This window comes from Halomonas sp. 707B3 (assembly GCF_024158645.1).
In the GTDB taxonomy this organism is placed as follows: Bacteria; Pseudomonadota; Gammaproteobacteria; order Pseudomonadales; family Halomonadaceae; genus Vreelandella; species Vreelandella lionensis.
In genome coordinates this window covers 1-1,175 of record NZ_JAMZBE010000308.1, presented here as the reverse complement: position 1 = coordinate 1,175, position 1,175 = coordinate 1, and the positions used below count along the sequence as shown (strand labels likewise).

1 protein-coding gene and 1 pseudogene are annotated in these 1,175 nt (G+C 62.6%); both read left to right on the top strand.

Translation table 11 applies throughout. The features are described 5' to 3' along the window. Positions 1 to 386 (top strand): annotated as a pseudogene (locus BIS10_RS18830) (aldo/keto reductase); the annotation flags it as partial. A gap of 44 nt (positions 387 to 430) precedes the next feature. After that, on the top strand, positions 431 to 1,175 hold a 745-nt coding region (locus BIS10_RS18825; RefSeq protein ID WP_253507829.1), incomplete at its 3' end, for a carbohydrate kinase.

Sequence of the window (1,175 nt, the reverse complement as noted above, 5' to 3'; positions counted from 1 at the left end):
GGCGCAGGCTGCAACGCCATATGCATCACCCGCTTCAGGCCAATCAGATCGAACTCTCCATTGCCCATAGCGCGCCGCTGTTTGACGGCAGCTTTGACGACCTGGGTGCCGATAGCCATGCGCCCATGGCGTGGTCCCCGCTGGCGGGCGGCCAACTGATGCAGGGCGAGGTGAGCCGCGTATTGAACCGTTTAGCAGGCGAGCTTAACAGCACCCCCGGCGCGCTGGCGCTGGCATGGCTGCGCACCCTGCCCGGCCGCCCGGCACCGGTGGTAGGCAGCGTGAAACCAGAGCGTATCGCCGATATGCTGAACGGCCCGGAAACGCTGCCCAGAGAAGCCTGGTATGAACTGTTGGAGGCCGCCCGCGGCCACTGCGTCGCTTAGTACGCCCACTCAACATTAATGCTAATAATGACAAGGAAAGACCTATGACGCCGGTGATTGCTTTCGGTGAAGCCTTGATTGATATGCTTTCGAGCCGCTTGGGCGATAACACAGGGCCGGAAACCTTTACCCCCTACGCTGGCGGCGCGCCCGCCAACGTGGCGGTGGCCTGCGCGCGGCTCAACGTGCCCAGCCAGTTTTTGGGCATGGTAGGTGACGATACCTTTGGGCACTTTCTAATTCGTGAGCTGAAAAGCCACGGTGTAGATACCCAGGGCGTGGTGCTCACCAAAGAGGCGCGCACGGCGCTGGCGTTTGTTTCCCGCGACAGCAGCGGCGAGCGCACCTTCGATTTCTACCGCCCACCGGCCGCCGACCTGCTCTACCGCTTGGAACACCTTCCCCACGGCGTGTTCGAGCAGCCCGCCATCGTTCACCTGTGCAGCAACAGCCTGACCGACCCCGAAATTGCCGAGACCACTCTCGCGATTGCCGCCATGGCCAAGCGCGCAGGCTGCCTTGTGAGCGTGGACGCCAACCTGCGCCACAACCTATGGGCAGAGGGCGCTGCGGATACTTGGCTGGTCACCGAGCTGATCGACAGCGCCGAGCTGGTGAAAGTATCTCTCGAAGAGCTGGACTACCTGCGCGGCGACCACCCAAAGGAGGCGTGGCTCGCCGAGCGCATGGCCGCAGGGGTGAAGGTGATTGTGATTACCGACGGCCCCAATAATGTGGTACTCAAAGGCATCGGCATTGACCAAACCGTGACGCCGCCCAGCGTCACGG